The sequence below is a fragment of the Telluria beijingensis genome, assembly GCF_030770395.1.
In the GTDB taxonomy this organism is placed as follows: Bacteria; Pseudomonadota; Gammaproteobacteria; order Burkholderiales; family Burkholderiaceae_D; genus Telluria; species Telluria beijingensis.
This window is the reverse complement of sequence record NZ_CP132480.1, coordinates 2,444,925-2,464,100: the sequence shown is the minus strand read 5'-3', so window position 1 is coordinate 2,464,100 and position 19,176 is coordinate 2,444,925. Positions and strand designations below refer to the sequence as shown.

Below are 19,176 nucleotides of genomic sequence, written 5' to 3'. Positions count from 1 at the left end.
CGATTGGATGGGCCGGGCACGCGAACGCGCCCGGCCTGTGCTTACAGCTTGATGCTCACCGCCTTGCCGTCATAGCTGACCGACTTGTCGGCGCTGTCCATGTCGTTCGCCGTCGACACGCCCGGCTTGATCACGCGCACCCTGAACTCGCGCTTCTCGACCATGCCATTGTAGCGCCCCACCCGCTCGCCGATCTGCACCACGCCGGCCTTGTCGTCGTAGCTGATCGGAATGCGGCTGGCTTCGCCGCGCTGGTAGCCGTTACTTACGCCGTCGTCCTCGTACAGGGTCGCGACGCCATTCGCGCCGGCATACACCAGCAGCGTGACCGGCGCATCCGGCTTCTCGTCGACATACTGGGTCACCGGGCCGGTGGTGATCACCGAGCCGGCCTTGACGAACAGCGGCATGCGCTCGCGCGGCGCCTGGATGGTGCGGGTCGCGCCGCCCTGGTGACGCTCGCCGGTATGGAAGTCATACCAGTCGGCGCCTGCGGGCAGGTAGACCTGGCGCTGTCGCGCCTTGTACTCGTACACCGGCGCCACCAGGAACGACGGGCCGAACATGTACTGGTCCTTGACGTTCTTCGCCTTCTCGTCGTTCCCGAAGTCCATCGCCAGGCCGCGCATCATGGTGCCCGAGCGGTAATGGGTATCGGACGCGATCGTGTAAATGTACGGCATCAGGCGATAGCGCAGCTTCAGCCACCACACCATATTGTCGCGCATGGCGTCGTCGCCGGCGGAGATGTTGTAGATCTCGCGCTTGACCACTTCGCCGTGCGAACGGAACAGCGGCGTGAAGGCGCCGAACTGGAACCAGCGGTGATTCAGTTCGCGCCACTCTTCCATGTCTTCCGGGTTCGCCGCGGCGCGGCTGGTCGTGCGGTTTTCCTGGGCCGAGCCGACGTCGCCGGTCTGGAACCGCACCTCTTGCGCATAGCCGCCGATGTCATGAGTCCAGTTCGGGACGCCCGACATCGACATATTGGTGCCCGACGCAATCTGGTCGTACAGGTTGTTCCAGCGCCCGACCGTGTCGCCGCTCCACACCGCCACCGCGTTGCGCTGGATGCCGGCGAAGCCCGAACGCGACAGGATGAACTGGCGTTTATCCGGCTGGTCGCGCTTGAGGCCATCGATCATGGCGCCGGTGCTCACCAGGCTGTAAGGATTGAAGGTGATCTCGCCGGCGCCGTAGACGGTCGGCCCGATCAGCTCCTTGAAGTCTTCCAGGCGGCTGTTAGACAGCACGTCGGGTTCGGTATTGTCCATCCACCAGGCGTCGAAGCCCAGGTCGACCAGCTTGGTCTTCATCTGGCGATAGTAGATGTCGCGCGCCTCCTGGGTATACGGATCGTAGTGGCTGTTCAGGTAACCCTTGCCCACCCAGTCGCGCGAGCCGTTCTCGACGTTCTTGGTCCACATATGGCCCTTGGCCGCGAACTCCTTGTAGTTGTCGGTATTGGCGTAGAACTTGCCCCACACCGACAGCATGATGCGCGCGTTCTGCTTGTGCACCGCGTCGACCATGCCCTTCGGATCCGGGAAGCGGGTCTTGTCGAAGTCGTGCGAGCCCCAGCCATCCTCGGGCCAGTAGAACCAGTCCTGCACGATGTTATCGAGCGGCCAGCCGCGCTTGCGGTATTCGCCCAGGGCGTCGAGCAGCTGCTGCTGGGTCTCGTAGCGCTGGCGCGACTGCCAGAAACCATAGGCCCACTTCGGCATCATGGGCGCCTGGCCGGTCAGGTGGCGGTAGCCGGCGATGGCGCCGTCCATGCTGTCGGCGCTGATCACATGGTAGTTGATCGCCTCGGCGATCTCGGACGACATGGTCAGCGAATGGCGCTCAGGCGCCGGCAAGGGGTTGTTGTGGGTGATCGCCACCATGCCGCCCGACGGCTTCCATTCGAGATGCAGCTTGACCGGTTTGTTCTTCGCGAACTTAACTTCAAAGTTGTGGTACCACGGGTTCCAGCCCATGCGCCACACGTCCATCACTTCCTTGCCATCGACCGTCAGCTTGGCATAGTCCGACGAGTACAGCTGCATCTTGTGGACGCCCGGCTTGTCGCTGCTCATCGTGCCTTCCCACACCACGCGCACGTTCTTGAGGTCCTTGGCCGGTTTCAGCTCCCTGGGCCAGTTCTCGTCGACGTCCTTCAGGTACTGGTAATCGATGTCCTTTTCCTGGCGCGTGAGCACCAGCTTGCCGTCCACGTAGTAGCGCGCCGTCAGGCCGGCCTGCTTGCCGTCAGGGCTGCGCAGCACCAGGTCGCGCGACATGTGGTCGTAGGGCGTGGCGTCGCCGAAGCGCGAGATCGCGTTGTTATCCCACAGCAGGCCATAGCCCTTGTCGGACACCACAAAGGGCACCGCGGCGATCATATTGTGCTGGGCCAGCAGCACGTCTTCGCCGTTGTAGTTCATCTGGTTGTTCTGGTGCTGGCCCAGGCCGTAATAGGCGTCCTTCGTGCCATGGTTGAAGCCCTGCTTGATCGCCAGGAAGGGCTTGCCGCCGACGTCGACCGGCGTCATCGATTCGGATGCCTGCGCCAGGAAGCGCTTGCCGGCGGCGTCGAAGAACTGCACCTGGCCATCCTTGAGCGAAACGGTGGCGGCGATTCTATCCGCCTTGAGCTGGACGCTGTCCTGGCCGGGCGTGACGGTAAAGGCGCACTTGTCGGCGCACGGCGTGGCGACCGTCATCAGCGAGGGCGTGAGCTGTTTATCGGCCTGGGCCAGCTTGAGCACCTGGATGATGTTGTCGCTCATGAGGTTCAGCCGCACCAGCTTGGCGCCGGTGTCCGGACGCACCTCGATGCCGGTGCCGGTCTGCTGGAAAGTGCCGGCATGGGCCTGCAGGCCCGCTGCAAGAAACAGCGTCGCGGCTGCCACCTGTGTCATACGCATTGTCGATCTCCTGTCGTCGTTAACCATGTGTCGTTATTCCTGGTACGTCCCGAGCCTGACCTTCAGCACCACCGGCGTCGCCGGCAGGTTGAGGCCATAGTCGGTCTGGTCGCCATTCCAGTTGCGCTCCATGACCCAGTGGCCATCGGCGTCGAAACGGCCCTGCTCCACCCGCGCCAGCAGCGAGGGCTTGCCCGCATTCGGGCCATCGCCGGCGAACTTGACCCGCGCCTGCTGGCCGACGATCACGAACTCGTTCTCGCCGACCTGGGCCAGGGCCACGCCGCCGCCCGGTTTCTCGGTTCCTTCCTTGTACTCGCTCTTGTCCTTCAGGTACTGGCGCTCGCCGAACTGGAATTCGCGGAACGACACGGTCGCCTTCCAGCCGTTCAGCGCCACCGTCTGCGGCGCGCGGTCGTCGCCCTCGGCCACGCCGCGGGTGCGGCCTTCGAAAGCCCATTGCGCCCACTGGCGCTGCATCGGCGCGAAGGCGCCGTAGACCGTGGCGAACGGTTCCACCATCCGGCGGTCGGTGAATTTGGAGCCGAGCGGGTAGTTGCTGTAGTCGAAATAGTCGAGCCCGAAAGGCGCCACTCCCAGCGCCCCTATGCCGAAGGCCTGGTAGACATAGCGCGCATAGCCGGCCGCATTGCCCATTTCGGGCACCATCAGCGCGTTGTCGGGCCGCTGGTAAGACCGCAGAATTGCCGTCACCTTGTTCGACTCCGGCATGTAGATGTCGGGCGCGGCCAGGTCGATATGCGGCGCGGCCGCCTTGTAGATGTCGATCACGTCATAGGTCGGGCCGCCGCTGGCGAAGTCGCCCTTCCACGGCGCCGCCGGCTTGCCGTCGACGGAAGGCTCGCGTAGGGCTGCGTTGACGAACATAGGCAAGTCGTAGACCGCGCGGCCGGCCTTGGCGATCGATTCGATGTAGCTGGCGATGGCCCAGGAATGGAAATACTGGTCGGCATAGTCGCCATACACCTGGCGCCAGCTGCCCTGGGTCACGCCCGCCACCTGCGGCTTCTGGCGCGCCAGCACCGCGGCCGGCACCGGCTGCCTGAAGGCCGCCTCGGCGCGCTCGCCATGGTCGCGCGGCACGCCGTAGGTGCCGACCTCGTTCTCGACCTGGACCATGATCACGGTGCGGTGGCTGCTGTCGATCTTCTTGATGTGCTCCATCATCTTGACGAAAGCGCGGCGATCGAGCTCCAGGGTCTGCTCGCCGAACGGCGAATGGCTGTAGACCGTCTTGCCGTCCTTGTCCTTCATGCGCGGGAAGCGCCGGTTGTCGAACTTGACCCATTCCGGCAGATAGCCCGGACCCGTGTTCTTCCAGGTGCCGAACCAGACGATGACGAGCCTGATATCGTTTTCACGCGCCTGTTTGACAAGGACGTCGAGGAAGCTGAAGTCGAATTCTCCTTCCTTCGGTTCCACCTGCTCCCAGGCGATCGGCATCTCGAGGGTGTTGGCATGCGCGTCCTTGAGCGCGGCCCAGACCTTGGGCAGCGCTTCCGGATAATTGCTGGAATTGTGGGCCTGGCCGGCCAGCATGAGGAACGGCGCACCGTCCACCATCAGGGCGTGCCGGCCATCCTTGGCAACGAGGCGCGGCAGCTCGGGGGTCGGCGCGGCACTGGCGGCGGCGCTTGCCATCAGCAGGCATAGCGGGGCCAGGCGGCGCGCGATCTGGTTCAGGGTCATGCTGGTCGTCTCCTTGGTTGTCATTGTCGTTGTCGTCTTTACTGGAACCGGGCTGCATCCAGTACCTGGCCCTGGTTCCCGGCCGGGTTGATCTCGATGCTTTTCGCGCCATAGCGGACCTTCACCGGTCCCGCCCCCTGGGCGACCGCCCTCACGGTCGCGCCCTGCAGGCGGCCGTTGGCCCACCGGATGTCGACCTCGTAGCCGCCGCGTGCGCGCAAGCCCCGGAACGAGCCACTGGCCCAGGTGGCAGGCAACGCCGGCAGCAGGTGGATCTCGCCGCCGTGCGACTGCAGCAGCATCTCGGCGACGGCGGCGGTGGCGCCGAAGTTGCCGTCGATCTGGAACGGAGGATGCGCATCGAGCATATTCGGGTAGGTGCCGCCGGCGTTGTTATGTTCCGAGAAGATGCCGGCCTGCTCGGCCGCGCGCGCCCCCGGCGCCGCCAGCAAGCCACGCAGCATGCGGTAGGCGCGATCCCCATCGTGCAGGCGCGCCCAGAACGCCATCTTCCAGGCCATCGACCAGCCGGTGCCGGCGTCGCCGCGCGCCTCCAGCGTGCGCCGCGCCGCTTGCGCCAGGTCCGGCGTACGCAGCGGATCGATCTGGCGGCCCGGGAACAGCGCGAACAGGTGCGAGACGTGGCGATGGGTGTCCTGCGGGGTGTCGAGCACCGGGTCCTTCTTTTCCTCGAGCCACTCGAGCAACTGGCCCCAGCTGCCGATGCGCGGACCGGCCAGGCGGTCGCGCATGCCGGCCAGCGTGGCGCGCAGGTCTGGATCGACCTGCAGGATGCCGGCCGCCTCCACCGTGTTGTTGAACAGGTCCCACACGATCTGCTGGTCGTAGGCCACGCCATCCTCGACCGGGCCGTGCTCGGGCGACCAGCCCTGCGGCGCGACCAGGCGCCCGTCCGGCAACGCCTTCAGGTAATCCTGCCAGAAGGCGCTGGCTTCCTTCATCATTGGATAGGCGACCTCGCGCAGGAAGCGTTCGTCGCGCGTGAAGGCGTAATGCTCCCAGAAGTGCTGGGCATACCAGGCGTTGCCGGTCTTGTTCCACAGGTAGCCCATGGCGCCGAAGGGATTCGACTCGGTGCGCAGCGTCCAGCCGCGCACCGGTTTGCCATCGGCCCGCCGGAACTCGGCGGCCGTCGTACGGCGCCACACGGGCGCCACACCGTTGACGAAATCAAAGAACGGTGTCGCCAGCTCGGACAGGTTGGCCACCTCGGCCGGCCAGTAATTCATCTGGATATTGATGTTGGTGTGGTAGTCCGAATTCCACGGCGGCGTATAACTGTTGTTCCACAGCCCCTGCAGATTGGCCGGCAGCGAGCCACGCGAGCTCGAGGCCAGCAGGTAGCGGCCATACTGGAAGTACTGGGCTTCCAGCTCCGGGTCCCCGCCCTGCTTCGTGTAGGCGAGTAGGCGCGCGTCGGTCGGCAAGGCGCGGCGCGCGGCCGGGGTCTCTCCCAGGTCCAGCGCGACCCTGTGCAACAGGCTCGTGAAATCCTTCTCGTGCTCGGCGCGCAGCGCAGCTGCCGGGCGGGCGGACGCCCGGTCGACCTGGCCGGTGACCCGCGCCAGCGGATGCTTGCCCTCGTAGCGGCGCGCGGCGTCGAGCACATAGCTGGTGCCGGCGCCCAGGACAATCGTCAGCGCATCGGCGCCGGCGAAGGAGACACGCTCGCCATCGCTCGTCAGCTTGCCGCCTTCGTTCCTCACCTGCGCCTGGCCGACATAGGACATCACGTTGCCGCTCTTGTCCTGGCCCTTGGGCGTAAAACCCGCCAGCGAGCCGGCAACTTGCAGGCGGCCGTTCGCCACCGTGTGCCGGCCGTTATGGCGGTCGCTCAGGGCGACAGTCCCCGTGTAACGACCGGGCCGGTCGGCGCTCAGGCGCAGCACGATCACCTGGGCCGGATGGCTGGCCCAGGCTTCGCGCGTGTAGCGTACCCCGCCGTGCGTATAGCTCACCGTGTGCACGCCGCGCTCGAGGTCGAGCGTCCGGCGGTAACCGGTGGCGCCCTGCTCGTGGCCGGGCAACGTGACCAGCAGGTCGCCGAACGGCTGGAACGCGCCCATGGCCTTGTCGTCGCCGGTCCACAGCGTGATGTCGTTGAACTGCAGATGTTCCCGGCCCGGCTGGCCGAACACCATGGCGCCGATGCGGCCATTGCCGATCGGGAGCGCTTCTTTCTCCCAGCCCTGGTCGTTGTCCTGGGCCGGCCGGTCGTAGCGCAGCACCATCTCGGGCGCCGCGCCGGCCACCGTCGCAAACAGGATGGCGACGGCGCCGAGCGCCCGGCGCAGGGTTGCGGCTGGATTCATAGTGGCCTTCCATAGACGATGCCGCGCCCTGCGGTGCTCATGTACACCACGCCAAAGCGGTTCATGTCGCCGACGATGAAGTGGCCGTCGCCCGGTCCGCCGTACTGGTGGGCGTCGTCGTTGATGCGGGTCCAGCTGCGGCCCAGGTCGAGCGAACGATAGATGCCGCGCACGCCGCCGACGCTGCCCCAGATGTACACGGTCGGCTCGAGCTTGCCCGGCGCCGCCTTGCCGAAACCGACCGCGCCGCAGTAGCCGACGCCGCCGATCGCGGTGAAACTGGCGCCGCCATCGAGCGAGCGGACCAGGCCGCCGTCCTTGAGCGCCACCCACAGGTCGCCTTCGCGGCCCGGCATGGCGCGCAGCAGGCGCGAGCCGCCCGCCGGCAGGCTGGCGCGCGGCGCGAAGCTGGCGCCACCATCGACGCTGGCCATCAGCGCCCGGTCGTCATAGGCGTAGAACACTTTCGGGTCGACCGGATCGGCGACGGCCCGCAGCCGCGACCCGGCCAGGCCCTTCACCTGGGTCCAGCTCGCGCCGTCGTCGGCCGAGCGGTACAGCGTCGTCGCCCCCTGAGGCGCGTGCACCACGGTCGCGCCATCGTTCGACATCGCGACCGTGCCGCGCTTGCCCTGCAGCGCCGGGGTCTGGGTCCAGCTGGCGCCGCCATCGCGCGTGACCAGCATTGCGTCGCCCACCCGCACCAGGCTCCCCGGGCGGCGCACGGCCGCATCGAGCCCGGTGGTAGTGCCGATCTCGGGCTGGTGGATGCGCCCGGGGCGCGCCGGATCGTCGTGTACGAAACCATCGTAGTCGCCGATGGCCGACACCAGCGGCGCCCCCGGCATGCTCACCAGGCCGAGCGGCACCGTCTCTTCCAGTCCTTTGACGGTGAAGGTCCAGGTGGCGGGTGTGGCCTCGATGTCGGGCGTGCGGAATACGCCGTTGCCGGACGTGACCCAGACTGCCTTCGGGTCCAGCGGATCGAATGCGATCGAGCCGGCCCAGTGGATCGCATGGCCTTCGAGCCACGGCACGCCGGCCGCATCGCGCCGGAAGCCACGCGCAATGACGTCGATCCAGTTGGCCCCGCCGTCGTGCGACAGGTAGATGCGGTCGCCGCGCGCATCGCCCTGGGCGATGAAGGTATTGATGGTGGAGGCCACCAGGCGCTTCGGATTGCGCGGGTCGACGCTGATCCCGGCGTACGGCCGGGTCGTGCCGACTGGCGTCACATTGCGCCAGGCGTCGCCGGCGATGTCGTATTGCCATACCTGGCCCCGATCGATCGGCTCGCTGCCGCTCTTGTCAGGATGCGGGCCGGCGCCGTTGGCGTAGGTGATGTAAATCTTGCCGGCGCCGTCGAAGGCGGCGCGCTGCGGCATCAGGCCGGCCGGGCTGCCGGCCACCGGGGCAAACGTGGCGCCGCCGTCATCGCTGCGGTACAGGTTCGGGCCCATGCTGCCGAAACGCGAGACGCCGACGAAGATCCGCTGCGCGCGGTCGCCCTTGACGCTGGCCGGGTCGGGCAGCACGATGTTCAGGCCGACGTCGTTGGGCGTCGCGGTCACCGCCAGCGCCGTGTTGCGCTGCCAGGTCTTGCCGCCGTCGTCGCTCACGAACAGGCCATCGCGGCGCGAGCCCAGGTAGAGCCGTTTGCCGGCGCCGGGATCGACTGCCAGCCGTTCTCCGGTCTGGCGCCCGAAGCCGTTGCCATGGGTCTTGAACTGGGCCGTGACGTCGATCACCTCGAACGTCTTGCCGTAGTCGGTGGAGCGCAGGATGGCGCTGCGGCCGCCGTTCAGGTAGGCGATCCCGGCCAGCAGCCAGACCTTGCCAGCATCGTCGGGGTCGATCGCCAGCGCGTCGATGCCCAGCAGGCCGGTCTGGTCCTCGCCCACCCAGTCGAGCAGCGGCGTCCAGCGGCCCTCTTTCGCGCGCCACAGGTAGGCGCCGCCGACGTCGGTGCGGGCATAGGCGATGCCGGGCTCGCTGCGGCTGGGCACGATGGCGGTGACGAAACCGCCGCCGCCGATGGCCACGCTGTCCCAGGCATACCGGGCGCCGTCGCCGACGGCTGGCGCTGCCGCGCCGCTGTCAGGCGGCACGGCGAAGGCGGCGGCCGTGGCGATGGCCGCAGCGCCAATGGCCGCGAACATGATACGCATGCTGTCTCCTGAATCTTATTATTGACCTGCTGACAAGCATGCTAATCAATACGAGGGCTGCTGGCAACAAAAATGTTCGCGCTAACAGATATCGATTTCATGATTCTCGCCAGAATGGGGGCAAGCCGTGCAGCCTTGGGTGTTTGCGTATAACATCCACGCTCTCGACTTCACTTCCAGCAAGGAGACCCACCCATGAATATCAGCGGCGAGATGATCATCGGCCACCGCATCGTGCGCGGCGGCGCCGGCACTACCCACGCCGTCGACCCGGCGCGCAAGCAGCAGCTCGAGCCGGCATTCGGCCTGGCGACGCCGGACGACCTGGCGCGCGCCTGCCAGTTAGCCGACGACGCCGTCGAACCCTACCGCGCATTGCCACTGGAAGAACGCGCGCGCTTCCTGGAGACGATCGCCCAGCGCATTCTCGACCTGGGCCCGGCGCTGATCGAGCGCGCATCGCAGGAAAGCGGCCTGCCCGCCGCCCGCCTCGAAGGCGAACGCGGCCGCACCGTCAACCAGCTGCGCCTGTTCGCCAAGGTGGTCCGCGACGGCCACTTCCTGGAAGCGACGCTCGATTCGGCCCTGCCCGAGCGCACCCCGCCGCGCCCCGACCTGCGCATGCGCAAGATCCCGCTTGGCGCGGTCGCCGTCTTCGGCGCCAGCAACTTCCCTCTCGCGTTCTCGGTCGCCGGCGGCGATACGGCGTCGGCCCTGGCAGCCGGCTGCCCGGTCGTGGTCAAGGCCCATAACGCCCACCTCGGCACCTCGGAACTGGTGGGCAAGGCGGTGCTGCAAGCGGCGCTCGATTGCGGCCTGCCGGAAGGCGTGTTCTCGCTGTTGATCGGCGAAGGCAACCAGATCGGCGCCGACCTGGTCGGCCATCCGGCGATCCGAGCGGTCGGCTTCACCGGTTCGCGCGCCGGCGGCCTGGCGCTGTCCCGCATCGCGAGCCAGCGCAAGGAACCGATTCCCGTGTATGCCGAGATGAGCAGCATTAATCCAGTCTACCTGCTGCCCGGCGCGCTGGAGGCCGGCGGCGCGAAGCTGGCCGGCGCCTTCGTCGATTCGCTGACCATGGGTGTGGGCCAGTTCTGCACCAATCCGGGCCTGGTGATCGGCCTGGCAGGCGTGCAGTTCGACGCCTTCCGTGACGCCGCCGCGGCCGCCCTGCAGCTCAAGCCGGCCGGCACCATGCTCAGCGCCGGCATTCATGGCGCCTACGAGGACGCCATCGACAAACGCTCTGGCGCGAGCGGCGTGAAGCTGGTAGCGCAAGGCAGCAGCGACGGCCCCGGCTGCGCGGCGCGCGCGGCGCTGTACCAGTGCGACGGCGCAGCCTTCCTCGCCGATCCGGCGCTGCACGATGAGATCTTCGGACCGGTCTCGCTGCTGGTCGCCTGCCGCGACCAGGACGAGCTGCTGGCGGTCACCCGCCACCTGGAAGGCCAGCTGACGGCCACCGTGCACGCGATCGACGCCGACCACGCGCTGGCCGGCGCCCTGCTGCCGCTGCTGGAACGCAAGGTGGGCCGCATCCTGTTCAACGGTTTCCCGACCGGCGTCGAGGTGGCGTACGCCATGGTGCATGGCGGCCCGTTCCCGGCGACGTCCGATCCGCGCAGCACCTCGGTCGGCGCTACCGCGATCGAACGCTTCCTGCGCCCCGTGTGCTACCAGGACGTGCCGGCGGGCCTGCTGCCGGAAGCGCTCAAGGATGGCAATCCGCTCGGGATCGCGCGCATGGTCGATGGCGAGTTGAAGTTGGCGTGATGTGATTGCGTAATGTGATCCCCCGCTGATTCGGTCCCCGGGACCGAATCAGCGGGTATTGCCGCGCGTCGCCACATCCAGCCACACCGCCAGCGTCAGGATCAGCCCCTTGACGATCATCTGCCAGTAGGCGTCGACGTCGAGCATCGACATGCCGTTGTCCAGGCTGGCCATCACCAGCGCCCCGACCAGCGCGCCGTGGACGGTGCCGGCGCCGCCGCGCATCGAGGTGCCGCCGATGAAGCAGGCCGCGATCACGTCCAGTTCCGCCGACACGCCGGCCGATGGCGAGCCAGCCGCAAGGCGCGCGGTATTGATCAGACCCGCCAGCGCGCACATCAGGCCCATCAGGCCGAAGATCCACAGCTTCACCTTGCGCACGTCGATGCCCGACAGCCGGGTCGCTTCCATATTGCTGCCCACCGCATAGATGCGGCGGCCGAACACGGTCTGCCGGGCGATATAGCTGAACACCCCCAGCAGGATCAACAGGATCAGCACCGGCAGCGGAATCCCCTCGTAGCTGTTGAAGGTCGAGATCAGCCCGGCCAGCACCACGCCGACGACGATCACCCGCAGCACCGAACGCCACGGCGCGATCACTGGCAAGCCATGGCGCGCCTGGTTGACCCGCTGGCGCCAGGCCAGCACGCCGGCCAGCGCGAACAGCAGCACGCCGAGCAGGATGCCCCAGGTGGGCGGCAGGTAGGCCTGGCCCAGTTGCTCCATGCCGGGCGAGACCGGCGCCACGGTGGCGCCGTCGGTCAGGCCGAGCACGACCCCGCGATAGGCCAGCATGCCCCCCAGTCCGACGATGAAGGATGGTATGCCCGCATAGGCGGTCAGGTAGCCGTTGAGGAAGCCGCACATCAGGCCGGCGCCCAGCACCACCGCGATCGACAGCGGCAGCGGCATGCCGTGGGTGACGTCGAGCACCGCCGCCATCCCGCCCAGCAGGCCAAGCAGCGAACCGATCGACAGGTCGATCTCGCCGGCGATGATGACGAACACCATGCCGCAGGCCAGGATGCCGGTGATCGACATCTGGCGCATCAGGTTCGACAGGTTGCGCGCCGAGGTGAAGCCGCCGTCGGTCTTGAGGTGGAAGAAGGCCCAGATCAGGGCCACCGCCACCAGCAGCGCGAGGATTTTATATTGGGTGAACAGCCGCTTGAAGGTCGTCGTATCCATTGGTTCGCTTGTATTTGCTTGTTCTATGAGGCCTGGCCGAGGGCGGCGGCCAGCACCGTCTCCTGGCTCAAGCCATCGTTGATGAAGTCGCCGCGCAGCCTGCCCTCCTGCATCACCAGCACGCGGTCGGACACGCCCAGCACCTCGGCCAGCTCGGACGACACCATGACGATGGCGATGCCCTGGGCCGCCAGCTCCAGCATCAGGCGGTAGATCTCGAACTTGGCGCCGACATCGACGCCGCGCGTCGGCTCGTCCAGGATCAGCACCTTGGGGCCGGTCAGCAGCATCCGCGCCAGCACCGCCTTTTGCTGGTTGCCGCCTGATAACGCCGTGATCGGCAGCGCCGGGCTGGCCGTCTTGAGCGCCAGGCGCGCGACCTCGCCCGCGACCGCGCTGGCTTCTTCGCTGTCGTCGACGCGGGTCAGGTGAGCATAGCGCTGCAGCACCGACAGGGTGATGTTCTCACCCACCGACAGGTCGCGAACGATGCCGTGGTGCTTGCGGTCCTCGGGCACCAGGGCGAAGCCGGCGCGGATCGCCTTCAGCGGCGTCGCGGTGTCGACCTTGCGTCCCTCGAGCCAGACCTCGCCCTCGTGGCGGCCCGGATAGGCGCCGAAGATCGCCGTCACCAGCTCGGTGCGGCCGGCGCCGACGATGCCGGCGATGCCGAGGATCTCGCCGCGCCGCACCTCGAACGACACGTCGTCCACCTTCTTGCGGCGCGGGTTCTCGGCGTCGTAGCAGCTGATGTGGCGCGCCTCCATCACCACATCACCGATATCGTGCGGCAGGCTCGGATACATCTGGTTCATCTCGCGCCCGCACATCTGGGCAATGATGCGTTCCACGCTCATCTGCGGCATCGGCGTGGTGGCGATGTGCTTGCCGTCGCGGATGACGACGATGGTGTCGCAAATGGCGGCCACCTCTTCGAGCTTGTGCGAGATGTATACGCAGGCCACGCCGCGCGCCTTCAGGTCGCGCACCGCCTGCAGCAGGACCTCGATCTCGGACAGGCTCAGCGAGGCCGACGGCTCGTCGAGGATCAAGAGCCGCGCATTCTTGTTCAGCGCCTTGCCGATCTCGATCAGCTGCTGATGGCCGCCGCCGTAGTGCTTCACCGGCAGCGCCACGTTCACGTCCGGCAGCTTCAGTTCGCGCAGGATTTCCGCGGCGCGCCGGTTCATGGCCGGATAGTCCAGGCGCCCGCCCGGCAGGGTGATCTCGTTCCCCAAAAAGATATTCTCGGCCACCGACAACTCGGGCACCAGCATCAGTTCCTGGTGGATGATGACGATGCCGGCGTCCTCGGTCTCGCGCACCGAGCGCGCGCGCAGGGGCTGGCCATCCCACAGGATCTCGCCATCCCAGCTGCCGTGCGGGTAGACCGCCGACAGCACTTTCATGAGGGTCGACTTGCCGGCCCCGTTCTCGCCGCACAGGCCGACGCATTCGCCCGGCCGGATCGCCAGGTCGATGCCGTCCAGCGCGGCCACCCCACCGAATCGCTTGGCGATTCCCTTCATTTCAAGCAGATAGCCCGACATCGCACCACTCTACAAGGCGTGAAAAAGCCCCGGCCCGCGCGTGCGGGTACGGGGAAAGGAGAGATCCGGGCTTACTTGCCGGCCAGTTGGCCCTGGGTGTAGAAGCCGTCCTTGACCAGCAGGTCGACGTTCGATTTGGTGAGCGGGATCGGCTTGAGCAGCACCGTGCTGACCTGCTTGTAGCCGTTGTTGATCTGCGCGTTATAGGCCGGCTTTTCGTTACGCACCAGTTGCACCGCGAGCGTCGCGGCGCTGGTGGCGATGGTCTTGAGCGGCTTGTAGACTGTCATGGCCTGGGTGCCGGCGATCACGCGCCGCACCGCGGCCAGGTCGGCGTCCTGGCCCGAGACCGGCACCTTGCCGGCCAGCTTCTGCGAGGCCAGGGCCTGGATCGCGCCACCGGCGGTGGCGTCGTTGGAGGCGACCACGGCATCGATCTTGTTGCCGTTGGCGGTCAGCGCATTCTCGACGATGGACATCGCCTCGGAGGCGCTCCAGTCCTTGACCCACTGGCGCCCGACCACCTTGATGTCGCCCTTGTCGATCAGCGGCTGCAGCACCTTCATCTGGCCTTCGCGCAGCATCTTGGCATTGTTGTCGGTCGGCGCCCCGCCGAGCAGGTAGTAGTTGCCCTTCGGTTTCAGGCCGACGATCGCCTGCGCCTGCAATTCGCCCACCGCCTTGTTGTCGAACGAGATGTAGGCGTCGACATCGGCATTGAGGATCAGGCGGTCGTACGACAGCACCTTGATCTTGGCCTTCTTCGCTTCGCGGATCGCGTTGTTCAGCACCGTGGCGTTGTACGGCACGATCACCAGCACGTCGACGCCGCGCGAGATCAGGTTCTCGATCTGGGCGATCTGGCGCTGCTCGCTGGCGTCGGCCGACTGCACATACACCTTGGCGCCCAGCTTCTCGGCGGCGCCGATGAAGTAGTCGCGGTCGCGGGTCCAGCGCTCCAACCGCAGGTCGTCTATCGAGAAGCCGATCTTGGGATTCCTGGCGTCGGCCATGCTCGGCGCGGACGCGAACAGCAGCGCGCAACCGACTCCGACCGCGATGCCCATCTTCGTGATGCCATGTTTCTTCATGCCTGTCTCCTGTTTTTTATCTGCGCAGCGAGCCGGTCGCGAGCGCGGTATTGACATTTTGCTCAAGAATCGACGTTAGCGCTACCCCTAACGGCCTCTCAGGCGCCGTACCAGCCGGCGTCGACGAAGTATTCGCGGCCGCTGCAGCGGCGTGCATTGTTCGAAGCGAGGAACAGCGACAGCGCCGCCACGTCGCGCATCTCGACCCGCGCCGGCAGGCACTGGCCGGCCAGGATACGGTCCTCTTCGCTGGGCGAATGCCACAAGGTGTCCTGGCGCGGCGTGCGCACTGCCCCCGGAACCACGGTGTTGACGCGGATGTGATCCGGCCCGAGGTCGCGCGCCAGCGCCCGGCTCAGGCCCTCGATCGCGGCCTTGGCCGTCATGTACAGCGCCAGGTCGCGCGAGGCCAGGTGCCACGAGATCGAACCGAAGTTCAGGATCACCCCGGCCTTCTGGCGCCGCATGCCGCCCACCGCGGCCTGGGCGCAGAAGAACTGGTGGCGCAGGTTGACCGCCATCCGGTCTTCCCAGTAGGCGGGCGTGACCGATTCGATGTCGTGGCGGTCGTCGTTGGCGGCGTTGTTGAGCAGGATGTCGATGCCGCCAGCCTCTCCTTCGATGGCGGCGAAACTGGCGGCCAGCGCATCGAGGTCGGTCAGATCGCAGTGCAGGTAGCGCGGCGGGTGGATCACGCCGGGCGCGGTGGCCAGCGTCGCCGCCAGCGCCTGCGCGGGGGCATCGGCGATGTCGAGGAACCAGACCCGGGCGCCCTGGCCGGCGAAGGCGGCCACCAGTTCGGCGCCGATGCCGGACCCGCCGCCGGTGATGACGACCCGCTTGTCGCGCAGGTCGGGATAGGTCGCGTAAACCGTCAATGCATCAGCATAGGCCGTCATGGTCGTCTCCAGATTATTCTGAGTATTATGGATGCGCTACGACATTCCCTTAACAGAACTGTTAGCGCAATCATCCCAGTCTAATCGGCCCCGTGAACGGTTGTCAACGAATTATTGAAATGGGTTTCATCGGGGTTGGGAACCCCGATGTATGCACGCGCTCAGCGCGCCTTGGCGGCGGCCGGCAGGCGCGCTGGCGGACGGATACGCGGAGCGGCGTCCGACTGGCGGCGCACCAGCTCGAACTTCATGCGGGTCTGCTCCGGCTCGGCCGGCTCGTGCTCGCGCATTGCCCGCACCCGCCGCACCAGCGCCTGCACCGCCTCGCGCGCCATGCCGGCGATCGGCTGGCGCACCGTGGTCAGTTCGGGCCAGATAGTGGTGGCCAGGGCAGTATCGTCGAAGCCCGTGACGGTCAGGTCGCCCGGCACGTCCAGGCCGAGCCGGTGCGCGACCGCCACCGTAGCGGCGGCCATGTCGTCGTTGCTGGCGAAGATCGCCGTCGGGCGGTCGGCCAACGCCAGCAGCTGCTCGGCCGCGTCCAGGCCGGAGCGGTAGGTGAACATGCCCTGCACCACCAGCTCTTCGGAGGCGTCGGCGCCCTTCTCGGCGATCGCCTTGCGATAGCCCTCGAGGCGGCGCGCGCTGGCAGTCTGGTTCGGGTGGCCGACCACGAAGCCGATGCGCTGGTGGCCCAGCGCGATCAGGTGGCGCGTCATGTAGTGGGCGGCCTCGTAATCGTCGATGCTGACCGCGCCGACGCCCGGCGCCGGCGACCCGCAGGCCACCACCACTGCCGGAATCCCAGCGCGCTCGACGCATTCGAGCACGGCCACGCTGTCGCACAGCGGCGGCGGCAGGATCACGCCGTCCAGGCCATTGTTGATCAGGCGCTGGGTGTGTTCGATCTCGTGGTTGCCGGCCTCGCACTTTTCGACGAACAGCTGGACGTTGTTGAGGCCCGACTGGTTGAGCAGGCCGACCAGGAATTCGCTCAGGTAGGCCGCGCTCGGGTTGCTGTACAAGAAGCCGACGCGGATCGGCTTGGAGCCGGCCAGGTTGCGCGCCTCCTGGTTTGGCGTGTAGTTGAGCGCCGCAACGGCCTCGGCCACCTTGCGGCGGGTGCTTTCGCGCACCAGGCTCTTGCCGTTCATGACACGGGATACGGTCATCGCCGACACGCCGGCGAGCTTGGCCACGTCCACCATGGTGGGCTTGCCCTGCTCCATCGATTCTCGGACGGCCTCGATGCTCGCTTTGCTCATGTTGGTGAATTTCTCTTAGAAGTTAGTAATGTTTATTGATGTTAGCACAGTTAAGAAATTGGCATCGGGGACTAGCAATGAATGCCAAGTAACTATCGTCCTTAGGAAACTTGCGGCTATGCATCGTGAGTTTGCGCTAACATCGTGACGCGAAACGAACCATGATAGCGCCATGTGCACACTTTGGGGCGTGCGACGTCCCCTGCACATGACGCAGGGACGCCATACCGCTATAATTTCGTCCTTCGCCCCAAAGGAAACACCCATGTCCCTGCTTGCCCACGAGCTCGAATTGCTCTCGCCCGCCAAGACCGCCGAGATCGGCCGCGAGGCAATCCTCCACGGCGCCGACGCCGTGTACATCGGCGGCCCGGCCTTCGGGGCGCGCCACAATGCCAGCAATCCGCTGGAAGACATCGCCGCGCTGGTCAAGTTTGCCCACGGCTACCGCGCGCGCATCTTCGTGACCATGAACACGATCATGCACGACAGCGAACTCGATCTGGCGCGCAAGCAGATCTGGCAGCTGTACGAGGCCGGTGTCGACGCCCTGATCATCCAGGACATGGGCCTGCTCGAACTCGACCTGCCGCCGATCCAGCTGCACGCCAGCACCCAGTGCGACATCCGCGGGGCCGACAAGGCCAAATTCCTGGGCGACGTCGGCTTTTCGCAGCTGGTGCTGGCGCGCGAACTGACGGTCGAGCAGATCCGCAAGATCCACGCCACGGTCGACACCCCGCTCGAATACTTCGTGCACGGCGCGCTGTGCGTGGCGTTCTCGGGCCAGTGCTATATCTCGCACGCCGACACCGGCCGTTCGGCCAACCGCGGCGACTGCTCGCAGGCCTGCCGCCTGCCCTATACCCTGAGCGACGGCCAGGGCCGCGTGGTGGCCTACGACAAGCACCTGCTGTCGATGAAAGACAATGACCAGAGCCGCAACCTGGAAGCGCTGGTCGACGCCGGCATCCGCTCGTTCAAGATCGAGGGCCGCTACAAGGACATGGGCTATGTGAAGAACATCACTGCCCACTACCGCCTGCTGCTCGACGAACTGCTCGAGCGCCGTCCGGAATTCACGCGCGCCGCCAGCGGCCGCACGCGCGTGATGTTTACGCCCGACGTCGACAAGAACTTCCACCGCGGCCATACCGAATACTTCGCCCAGGGCCGCCTGACCGACATCGGCGCCTTCGACTCGCCCAAATACGTGGGCGTGGAACTGGGCATCGTGGCGCGCCTGAACGGCGACAGCTTCGACCTGGTCACCACCGCGCCGATGGCCAATGGCGATGGCCTGAACTACATGCACAAGCGCGACACCTGCGGCATCCAGGCCAACCGCGCCGAGAAGCTGGGCGACGAGCCCGATGGCCAGCGCTGGCGCGTCTACCCGAACGAGCCGATGCAGTCCCTGGCCGGCCTGAAGGTGGGCACCGTCGTCCACCGCAACCGCGACCACCAGTGGGAAGCCACGCTCAACAAAAAATCGTCCGAGCGCAAGGTGGCGGTCGACCTGATCCTGAGCGAAGTGGCGGGCGGCCTGCGCCTGGACATCGTCGACGAAGACGGCATCGCCTCGTCGCTCGAGGCCGCGATCGAACTGCAACCGGCCCAGCAGGCGGCGCAGGCCGAGGCCTCGCTGCGCGCCAGCCTGGCCAAGCTGGGCAACACGATGTTCGAATGCGGCCACGTCGAACTGGCGCTGTCGCAGCCGTGGTTCGTGCCGAACGGCGCCATCAATGCGCTGCGCCGCGATGCCGTCGCGGCGCATGAAGCCGCGCGCCTGGCGGCCTGGGAACGCCCGCAGCGCAAGGCCCCGGCGGAACCGCCTGCGGTGTATCCGGAAGAGCAGCTCAGCTACCTGGCCAACGTCTACAACGAAAAGGCGCGCGCCTTCTATCACAAGCACGGCGTGCGGCTGATCGATGCGGCCTACGAGGCGCACGAGGAAGCGGGCGAGGTGTCGCTGATGATCACCAAGCACTGCCTGCGCTTCTCGTTCAACCTGTGCCCGAAACAGGCCAAGGGCGTGCAAGGCGTGCAGGGCCAGGTGAAGGCCGAGCCGATGACCCTGGTGAGCGGCGACGAGAAGTACACGCTGCGCTTCGACTGCAAGCCGTGCGAGATGCACGTGGTCGGCGCCATGAAAAGCAACATCCTCAAGTCGCCGCCGCCGTCGAACGTGGAATATACGCCGCTGACCTTCCACCGCCAGCGTCCGCGCGACAAGGCGACGTCGCCGGCGTAATTACGCGGCCGCCATCATCCGTTAGCACCA

At 66.8% G+C, this 19,176-nt stretch carries 11 protein-coding genes; 2 read left to right on the top strand and 9 right to left on the bottom strand.

Features of this window, described 5'->3' with window-relative positions; all coding sequences use genetic code 11:
- Nucleotides 1-41 precede the first annotated feature (41 nt).
- The 4 genes from Q9246_RS10970 to Q9246_RS10955 are packed head-to-tail and all read right to left on the bottom strand — an operon-like array spanning nucleotide 42 to nucleotide 9,123.
- Complete coding sequence (locus Q9246_RS10970; protein WP_306397578.1) at nucleotides 42-2,912, bottom strand: glycoside hydrolase family 31 protein; 2,871 nt, start codon at nucleotides 2,910-2,912, stop codon at nucleotides 42-44.
- A gap of 33 nt (nucleotides 2,913-2,945) precedes the next feature.
- Nucleotides 2,946-4,646: a GH35 family beta-galactosidase gene (locus Q9246_RS10965; protein ID WP_306397577.1), complete on the bottom strand. Its 1,701-nt coding sequence runs from the start codon at nucleotides 4,644-4,646 to the stop codon at nucleotides 2,946-2,948.
- Nucleotides 4,647-4,660: 14 nt separating this feature from the next.
- A complete protein-coding gene (locus Q9246_RS10960) occupies nucleotides 4,661-6,955 on the bottom strand; it encodes a glycoside hydrolase family 95 protein (RefSeq protein WP_306397576.1) in 2,295 nt (764 codons plus the stop codon).
- Nucleotides 6,952-9,123 (bottom strand): exo-alpha-sialidase, encoded by a 2,172-nt coding sequence (locus Q9246_RS10955; protein WP_306397575.1) that lies wholly within the window; start codon nucleotides 9,121-9,123, stop codon nucleotides 6,952-6,954. Before Q9246_RS10955 ends, Q9246_RS10960 begins: the two co-directional genes overlap by 4 nt.
- A 195-nt stretch (nucleotides 9,124-9,318) precedes the next feature.
- Here Q9246_RS10955 and Q9246_RS10950 point away from each other — a divergent pair, with 195 nt between their 5' ends.
- A complete protein-coding gene (locus tag Q9246_RS10950; protein ID WP_306397574.1) occupies nucleotides 9,319-10,896 on the top strand; it encodes an aldehyde dehydrogenase (NADP(+)) in 1,578 nt (525 codons plus the stop codon).
- 48 nt (nucleotides 10,897-10,944) lie between these two features.
- On the opposite strand, the gene Q9246_RS10945 is transcribed toward Q9246_RS10950, so the two are convergent.
- From Q9246_RS10945 to Q9246_RS10925, 5 genes are all read right to left on the bottom strand, one after another.
- Nucleotides 10,945-12,087, bottom strand: coding sequence for a sugar ABC transporter permease (locus tag Q9246_RS10945; protein ID WP_306397573.1), 1,143 nt, complete (start codon nucleotides 12,085-12,087; stop codon nucleotides 10,945-10,947).
- 23 nt (nucleotides 12,088-12,110) lie between these two features.
- Entirely contained in the window at nucleotides 12,111-13,637 is a 1,527-nt protein-coding gene (gene xylG / locus Q9246_RS10940) for a D-xylose ABC transporter ATP-binding protein (protein ID WP_306397572.1), read from the bottom strand.
- Nucleotides 13,638-13,708: 71 nt separating this feature from the next.
- Nucleotides 13,709-14,704 (bottom strand): D-xylose ABC transporter substrate-binding protein, encoded by a 996-nt coding sequence (gene xylF, locus Q9246_RS10935; protein WP_306398144.1) that lies wholly within the window; start codon nucleotides 14,702-14,704, stop codon nucleotides 13,709-13,711.
- A gap of 122 nt (nucleotides 14,705-14,826) precedes the next feature.
- On the bottom strand, nucleotides 14,827-15,627 hold the full coding sequence (gene xylB, locus Q9246_RS10930; protein ID WP_306397571.1) for a D-xylose 1-dehydrogenase: 801 nt from the start codon (nucleotides 15,625-15,627) through the stop codon (nucleotides 14,827-14,829).
- A 161-nt stretch (nucleotides 15,628-15,788) separates the two neighbouring features.
- Nucleotides 15,789-16,892 (bottom strand): LacI family DNA-binding transcriptional regulator, encoded by a 1,104-nt coding sequence (locus Q9246_RS10925; RefSeq protein WP_306397570.1) that lies wholly within the window; start codon nucleotides 16,890-16,892, stop codon nucleotides 15,789-15,791.
- 265 nt (nucleotides 16,893-17,157) lie between these two features.
- On the opposite strand from Q9246_RS10925, the gene Q9246_RS10920 reads away from it, so the two are divergent.
- On the top strand, nucleotides 17,158-19,146 hold the full coding sequence (locus Q9246_RS10920; protein WP_306397569.1) for a peptidase U32 family protein: 1,989 nt from the start codon (nucleotides 17,158-17,160) through the stop codon (nucleotides 19,144-19,146).
- The last annotated feature ends 30 nt before the right edge of the window (nucleotides 19,147-19,176 follow it).

What these genes read in the sequence shown, in the direction of transcription:
- Q9246_RS10970 (WP_306397578.1), bottom strand. Translation starts at nt 2,912, where the DNA reads ATGCGTATGACACAGGTGGCAGCCGCGACGCTGTTTCTTGCAGCGGGC.
- Q9246_RS10965 (WP_306397577.1), bottom strand. Translation starts at nt 4,646, where the DNA reads ATGACAACCAAGGAGACGACCAGCATGACCCTGAACCAGATCGCGCGC.
- Q9246_RS10960 (WP_306397576.1), bottom strand. Translation starts at nt 6,955, where the DNA reads ATGAATCCAGCCGCAACCCTGCGCCGGGCGCTCGGCGCCGTCGCCATC.
- Q9246_RS10955 (WP_306397575.1), bottom strand. Translation starts at nt 9,123, where the DNA reads ATGCGTATCATGTTCGCGGCCATTGGCGCTGCGGCCATCGCCACGGCC.
- Q9246_RS10950 (WP_306397574.1), top strand. Translation starts at nt 9,319, where the DNA reads ATGAATATCAGCGGCGAGATGATCATCGGCCACCGCATCGTGCGCGGC.
- Q9246_RS10945 (WP_306397573.1), bottom strand. Translation starts at nt 12,087, where the DNA reads ATGGATACGACGACCTTCAAGCGGCTGTTCACCCAATATAAAATCCTC.
- xylG (WP_306397572.1), bottom strand. Translation starts at nt 13,637, where the DNA reads ATGTCGGGCTATCTGCTTGAAATGAAGGGAATCGCCAAGCGATTCGGT.
- xylF (WP_306398144.1), bottom strand. Translation starts at nt 14,704, where the DNA reads ATGGGCATCGCGGTCGGAGTCGGTTGCGCGCTGCTGTTCGCGTCCGCG.
- xylB (WP_306397571.1), bottom strand. Translation starts at nt 15,627, where the DNA reads ATGACGGCCTATGCTGATGCATTGACGGTTTACGCGACCTATCCCGAC.
- Q9246_RS10925 (WP_306397570.1), bottom strand. Translation starts at nt 16,892, where the DNA reads ATGAGCAAAGCGAGCATCGAGGCCGTCCGAGAATCGATGGAGCAGGGC.
- Q9246_RS10920 (WP_306397569.1), top strand. Translation starts at nt 17,158, where the DNA reads ATGTCCCTGCTTGCCCACGAGCTCGAATTGCTCTCGCCCGCCAAGACC.